Annotated in this window: 8 protein-coding genes; 5 read left to right on the top strand and 3 right to left on the bottom strand. The window is 66.4% G+C overall.

The window, feature by feature from the left end:
- Nucleotides 1-190: 190 nt before the first annotated feature.
- Entirely contained in the window at nucleotides 191-490 is a 300-nt protein-coding gene (locus EFL26_RS17205; RefSeq protein ID WP_123224132.1) for a hypothetical protein, read from the top strand.
- Nucleotides 491-707: 217 nt separating this feature from the next.
- Here EFL26_RS17205 and EFL26_RS17200 read toward each other — a convergent pair whose 3' ends face one another.
- Both EFL26_RS17200 and EFL26_RS23920 read right to left on the bottom strand, forming a co-directional pair.
- Nucleotides 708-1,061, bottom strand: coding sequence for an Lsr2 family DNA-binding protein (locus EFL26_RS17200; RefSeq protein ID WP_123224131.1), 354 nt, complete (start codon nucleotides 1,059-1,061; stop codon nucleotides 708-710).
- 204 nt (nucleotides 1,062-1,265) lie between these two features.
- Nucleotides 1,266-1,814: a flotillin family protein gene (locus tag EFL26_RS23920; protein WP_148046758.1), complete on the bottom strand. Its 549-nt coding sequence runs from the start codon at nucleotides 1,812-1,814 to the stop codon at nucleotides 1,266-1,268.
- 229 nt (nucleotides 1,815-2,043) lie between these two features.
- Between EFL26_RS23920 and EFL26_RS17190 the strand changes: the two genes are divergently transcribed.
- The 4 genes from EFL26_RS17190 to EFL26_RS17175 all read left to right on the top strand — a co-directional run bounded on the left by EFL26_RS17190 (nucleotide 2,044) and on the right by EFL26_RS17175 (nucleotide 4,736).
- Nucleotides 2,044-2,460 carry a single-stranded DNA-binding protein gene (locus tag EFL26_RS17190; protein WP_123224155.1) on the top strand — a complete coding sequence of 139 codons (417 nt, stop codon included), beginning with the start codon at nucleotides 2,044-2,046 and terminating at the stop codon, nucleotides 2,458-2,460.
- Between the two features lie 13 nt (nucleotides 2,461-2,473).
- A complete protein-coding gene (locus tag EFL26_RS17185) occupies nucleotides 2,474-3,007 on the top strand; it encodes a hypothetical protein (RefSeq protein WP_183408236.1) in 534 nt (177 codons plus the stop codon).
- Between the two features lie 119 nt (nucleotides 3,008-3,126).
- Nucleotides 3,127-3,426: a hypothetical protein gene (locus EFL26_RS17180; protein WP_123224129.1), complete on the top strand. Its 300-nt coding sequence runs from the start codon at nucleotides 3,127-3,129 to the stop codon at nucleotides 3,424-3,426.
- Nucleotides 3,426-4,736 (top strand): hypothetical protein, encoded by a 1,311-nt coding sequence (locus EFL26_RS17175; RefSeq protein ID WP_148046757.1) that lies wholly within the window; start codon nucleotides 3,426-3,428, stop codon nucleotides 4,734-4,736. Before EFL26_RS17180 ends, EFL26_RS17175 begins: the two co-directional genes overlap by 1 nt.
- Before the next feature lie 66 nt (nucleotides 4,737-4,802).
- On the opposite strand, the gene EFL26_RS17170 is transcribed toward EFL26_RS17175, so the two are convergent.
- Complete coding sequence (locus tag EFL26_RS17170) at nucleotides 4,803-6,182, bottom strand: tyrosine-type recombinase/integrase (RefSeq protein WP_123224127.1); 1,380 nt, start codon at nucleotides 6,180-6,182, stop codon at nucleotides 4,803-4,805.
- Nucleotides 6,183-6,202: the final 20 nt, after the last annotated feature.

The raw sequence follows: 6,202 nt of genomic DNA, 5'->3' as shown, positions 1-6,202 counted from the left end.
TCAGTTGGCCACCAGCGGGGACCGCAACCTGGCCATTGACACCGGGGTTGGCGCCCAGCCTGCGCCACAACCGAATTGCACGACCGGAGGTTGATACGCCTCTGGGGGTGCTGCATGGTCGATTCTCGATTCATCCGCCCTCGGGAACTCGACTATTCACGTGCCGTGCGAAGGCTCTACGATTCGCGCAATGCCGCGCCGGGCGGCGCAGACAAGTTTACCGGCCCTCCTGTCCATCAGGGCGCCGCTGGACGCCGTTCGTTCAGCGTTGCTCGGCTGCGGGGCCACTACCGAGGATCGGTGGTCCGTTGCACTCGTACTGGGCGGCGATCTGATCGTCTTGGCGTACGACAGGGCCGAGATGTGCACGACGATCGCAATCGGTGGATCCGACGTGGCGACGACCGCCCAGTGGGTCGCAGCCCAGCTCGACGAATGGGGCTGGGCTATCAGCGAGCTCCTGCCGCCGCTCAAGCCCAACACAGCGTGAATGCGTCCGCTCGTCCCTGGGCGACCGCATCGCCGGCGGACGCTGAGCCCTCACGTCAGTTGGTTCAAGATCCAGCGTCTTCGGTGGGCTCACACTCAGATCACCAGCGGAAGCGGGCATCTCACCGAGCCCGGTCAACCCAGTTTGTTGTGTGCCACCCGGCCGCGTGAGTCGGAGATGCTGAGATCGCACCTGCGCCCGTGACCCCGTTGTGCGCTCAGTTCTTCTTGTGAGCCTCGCGGTAGGCGGTGGCGAGGGAGGCCGGAAGTCGTCCGTGGTTGCTGACGTCATATCCGTTTGCCCGGGCCCAAGACCGGAGCTCGGAAGCGCTCACGTTCGCGGCCGTCGTCCTTGAGGCGCGGGCTGGTCGCTTCGCGGTCACCGCGACCGGTGCAGCTTTCACTGACCCGCTGCGCTTCGCATTGCGCGCCGAGCTTGCCTTCTTAGTGGGCGCCGACTCCGGCGCCGGGGTCGGTGTTTCGGTAGCAACCGTGAGGGTGACGTCGTACATGGCGCTAAGGACCCGGATCGCGCTTTCGAGCGATTCGCTGGAATCGATGGTCACCTTCATGATTTGTATCCTTCATTTCACTCGTCCCCCGCGTACTTGTCGTGGAACCGGCGACACGATACCCGCCCAACGACGGCCCACGCAGCGCTCGCGTTGAGCGCCGTCATCGAAGCAACACGCCGCGGCCTCACGGGCGTCCCTGCCAGCTCAAGCCGCAGCCCGTCGAGCCCGGCGTGGTGCGACCGGGTCGCGGGGGCAGTGCGGTCAGGCGGGCGAGCCGAATCGCGGTTGCGTCCGTCCAACGGTTTCATGCGGGGCAGACCCGCGCTGAGGTACGACCAAGCTCAGGGCGGGGCGGTCGATCTGCGCAAGTTGATCCGCCAGGAATCGCCGCACCCGGTCGCGAACCTGCTTCTCGATGTCGCGCAACCGGGCCAGTTCGGATTCCAGGACCGCCCGCTGCTCGGCCAGTTCTTGCACCTGGGCCTGAGCAAGCGTTCGGTTTTGTTCGAGCTCGGCGTGCTGCTGCGCCCGGGTCTGCTCGAGCTCGGTGCGTACTCTTTCGGCCTCGGCGTGGGCCTGGGCCCGGAGCTGGTCGGCTTCCGCGTTGGCCATCTCGATCGCTCTTTCGGCCTGTGCCCGGCTCGACTCTGCGAGCTGGTCGCCGTTGCTCTGCGCCGCAGCCACGATCGCGGTAGCCTCGGCCCTCGCCTCCCCGAGAAGCTCGTCTGCGTTGCGTGCCGCGATCTCGAGCAGTCGGGCGGCTGCGCTGGTGCGGTCGGCGCGGGTGGCTCCATGCTCATCTGTTGTCAACGTGACCCCCTCCAGGTTCGCATCACCGTATGAGCCGACCCGAAAGAACGCAACAGGCCGAAGCCGGCAACGCCGATCGGTGCCGAGGACGCGTCACATCCGGTAGATGGCGTCGGAGAAGGAACTGCCATCTTCCCGAAGCTGCCCTAAAACCCGGTGCGGGGGCGGCCGCGCACCTAACCCCTGAACGCGGTGCTCATCCGGAGGCCGCATGGAGTCAGGAGTCATGATGAGCATCCAGACCCAGTTGAGCTTGGTCGGCTTCATCGCTACCGCGCCCGAACTGCACTTCACAGAGGCAGGCAAGGAGTACGCCCGCGTCCGCGTCGGCGTCGAACACTGGCGCAAGGAGGTGGACGGGACTTTCACAAAGCTCGACCCAACCTTCCACGACATGGTCGCCTTCGAGAGCACTGCCCGGGAGACTTACGCGCGGTTCCAACCCGGTGACAGCTTCCTGGCCAGCGGCTACGTCCACGAGTACGAAGTCGAGAATCCAGGCGGCAGCGTCATCAAGGAGGAGTTCGTCGCCCGCAAGATCGGGCACAACGCGAACCGGACGAGGTACACGGTCCAACGGGGACGCCAAATCTCGGTCGATCCCGAGCTCGCTCCCGCTTCGCAGCCGCCAGCGGTCGGCCTCTGATTCGTCGACTGACGTGCAGGAGTACGAAGGTGAACCAGGTGACGACGGTGATCGACGACGAGGCGAGTTCTTCGATGAGCCGCCCGCGCCGATCAACTGGAACCTGCTGACCGCGGATGAGGCGGAAGTCGAGTGGCGCGACCTCGACAGGTGGGTTAAGTGGCTCAGGGTGAGCTTTGGGCTGCCCCCGGCCATCGTTCCGCCGTACTGGCATCGCCACGATGAGCTGGTGTGGGAGCTGTCCGCTCTCCACACGCATTGGCTCAGCGCCTACCACGAGACGGCCTCGCCCTCGGCGCCGATCGGTTGGCTACGCGATTTCGCTGACGCGCGGTTCCGGCTACGTGACTGGGTCGCCATCTGTGGAACCCGGCTCGACCGAGACCGCCCCACACGACAAACGACCTGGCCGGGTGAGCCGGCCGAAGCTTCCGGCGGTGAGGTCGAGATCCGCGACCGCGACCGCGACTTCGAGGAGTTCGTGCGCGACGACATCCTGCGACGGCGCCGTACTGAACATGTGGCGAACCAGGACTTTGTCGGCTGAGACGCCAAGGGCTCATATGCGCGCACCGGGCGCGACTATCCACAGAAGGCCAACGGCGCCATCGCACACGCAGCGGTCGTAGGACTGTCGAGCTCCAGGACCCACGAACGGAGGGCAGCATGCTTGATCCTCACGCGCTCGCGCTTGGGCAGGCGCGCACGTATGTCGCGTCGCTGGCGGACCTGGCAGGTTCCGTCGAGGCGTCGTCCGCGTACGAGCACGTGCTGATGGAGCTCGACCGTATTCATGGTGATGAATCGCCGGCCCTCTACGACGAGACTCTTCCCGGCGATCGGGCGGCCCTGCTTGCCGCTGCCTCGTCGCGCATTGAGGAACTTGAGCAATACGGCATCGATCCACTGAGCGTCGAGCTGGTCCTCGCCATGCTCGATGACGCACACACCGTGGACGGCGCGTGATGTACGGCGAGAACGGCGCCGCCATGCGTCGCGAGCTCGCCGCGCTTCTGCGGCAGCATCGGATTCAGCTCCGTTTGGGTGGCCCTTCCGAGCCAGACCGCGACGGTCAGGGACTGCAGATCCGGCAGTACCGGCAAAGCGTCCTGATCTGGTGCAATCAGGCGATGAAGGCAGCCTCGCCGCTCATCTTCCCCAACCTGCCGGCCAAACCAGCGAATCCGTTCCGCGCCGACCGACCCAGCGTGTCCGCTGCCGGAGAACTCGCGCGAGCGCTCGACAATGCGACGACGCAGTCATCCACTCCGCCCGCGTCGACCGAGCTGTTGACGACGCCGAGCGGCAACGAGGTTGTGGAGCACTGGCGCGAGGCGGCTCGTGCGGCCGCCCTGGCTGAACATGACACGGGCGGTGAGCTCGCGGCCCACATGGACGTGCCGCAGGCCCGGGCACTGGTAGGTGACGTTGCGGCAATCGCACAGGCGCTCGTCGTACTAGATCAGCGATACCGGAACACCCCAGACTGGGAGCATCTCCATCAAGGCGCCCGACTCGGCTGGGCAGCCTTGGCAGCCGCTCTCGACGTCAGCCTCGGTCAGCCCGACTACTCCATCGACACCAAGGGCTGGCGTCCGAGGACAAAGCCGATCCGCGGACACGCCAGGCCAGGGATCCTCGGCGTCCTCCAGGCCGAGCACAACCTGCTAGTCCGCCTGAAGTCGTTCCCGAATGCCGTGAACCTGCGCCTCGTCGTCGACTCGCAGCGGCTGCTGTCGAGCCGACTCGCTCCCTTCGCCGCCAGGGTCGATCAGCGACTGGCACAACGGTGGGAGTCGCGCGCTGCGACGTATTCGCTGATTCAGCAGCAGCTCCGCGACATCGGCGGACAACTCGGCAAGGGCGAGCTCGCCGCCGCTGAAGGAGCGAACGCGGTTAGCAGACTCGCGGCTCTCGCGCACGACACCATCATCGATCCTCGCGCTCTTAAAGGCTTCGAGGAGCTCTTCGACAAGCTCGACGAACGGATTGCCGATATCGTCGAAGACGGTGTTGCACGCGGTGCCTACCTGAGGCGATTGACCGTACCGCGCTTGGTCACCGGCACAGGTAGCCTCGTTCAACCCGTACGGGAGCGCTACATGCCCGTTACCCGCGCCTCCGACCTCGCGGTCCTCCAGACAGTTCACACCGAACTTCGACCGCGGCGCCGAATCCAGCACGCCATTCCCGATCCAACTCGGGCCGAACTGCACGCGGCGCTGATCCACCGCCCACTACCCAAGCGAACGAAACCCGACGTTCAGCAGATGTAGCGTGACAGCACCCCGCTCGCGCTTCCCTCCTGTCGCAGCGAGCGTGCACGAGCGATCCGGCAACCGTTAGCTCGCGATGAAGCTCGTCTGTGGGGTAACCGGCTCGCGGTGGCCGGTGAGCTGTGCTGGCACCTCGGCCTCGTCCGTGCGCCAGCCGAGGGCGGCCAGGGAGTCGGTGATGTCGTCAGTGGTGCCGGAGACGTAGCGGGCGAGGGTGAACTCCGCTGATTCGTGACCGGCGAGAGTCGCGACTCGCGATGGGGGCTGGTGGAGGTCTTCGAGCTGCCACGTCACGAAGGTGTGTCGAAGCGAGTGCCAGGTGAGGGCCCAGGTGCGTTGGCGCCGGGTCTTTCCTATGCCCCAAGGCTTCACCTCTTCGACGAAGGGCCAGCCAGCGTAAAGTGCCGCAGGCTCGAAGACGTCGCGATGGAAGTTGCTGCCGAGCAGCCAGGTTCCGCGTTCGGACGGGAAAAGGAGTCCCCGCGGGTTCGTGCCAGCAGCTTTCTCTCTCGCGATCTCGTCCAGGCGCTCGGCGATGGCGTCGGCCAGGGGGAAGCCGGTCGGTGTGATCTGTGGGTATGTGGTCCACCGGCGTTTGTTCCCCTTGGGCAGAGCGAGGTGCGGTCCGCCGATGGTCTCGAGCCGCCATTGGACGCGGATGCGGCCATCACTTGAGACGGTTGTGTCGTCCAGCACGGCGAGCTCGCCGCGGCGGACCCCTGAGTATGCGGCGAGCTCGACGGCGAGCGCTCGCCACCCCTTGGTGCCTCTTCGGCGGCGTCTCGCCATCGACTCGCGCAGCGCCCTCACCTCAGTGTGGGTGGGTCGCTTGCTGCGGGGAACGAAGTCGACTCTGCCATCGCTCTGGTCGGTGACCTTCACGATTCGCACGCCGTGCCACCAGACCGTGGCGAGGTCGATCACCTGGTTCTCCAGGAGGTAGTCGCCTTGGCGCAGCGCCCCGATCAGCGATCGGGCTGCGCGGCGGACGTTCCTCCCCTCGGACTCGGTCGGGGCGAGGTTCACTGCCTGTTGGACGTGAGAGCGCCGCAGATCCAGGTGGCGGGTGGTTCCGAACACCGGCCTGAAGTACCGCTCGGCGTAGTAGGTCATCGTCTTTGTGTGCGACTCGCCCCAAGAGCCCCGCGGCTTCGGGCGCTCCGGCGACAGCCAGTAGTCGATCCCCACCGACACGGGCTGCTCCGTTCTTGGCGTCGCGCCGGCGACGATGAGCTGCTCTCGCACGAGGGCCTTTGCCCAGCCCCGGTCGAAGTACCTGCCGACGGTGGTGCCCTCCTGCGGGTTGCCCCAGACGATCCGGTAATAGGGGACGGCCTGGGTCGGCGCGTAGAGCGCCACCAGGCCCAGCGGGGTGTCCCAGGACGTCTGGTCGTCGTCCGGGCGCGTGGGGTCTTCGTATCGGTCGTAGGGCTGCGGGCGTGGCACGGGGTCTCCTCCTTGGGTCG

Origin of the sequence: Nocardioides pocheonensis (assembly GCF_003725535.1) — a bacterium.
GTDB classification, from domain to species: Bacteria; Actinomycetota; Actinomycetes; order Propionibacteriales; family Nocardioidaceae; genus Marmoricola; species Marmoricola pocheonensis.
The sequence above is the reverse complement of the archived record's forward strand: the minus strand, read 5'-3'. Positions and strand labels throughout refer to the sequence as shown.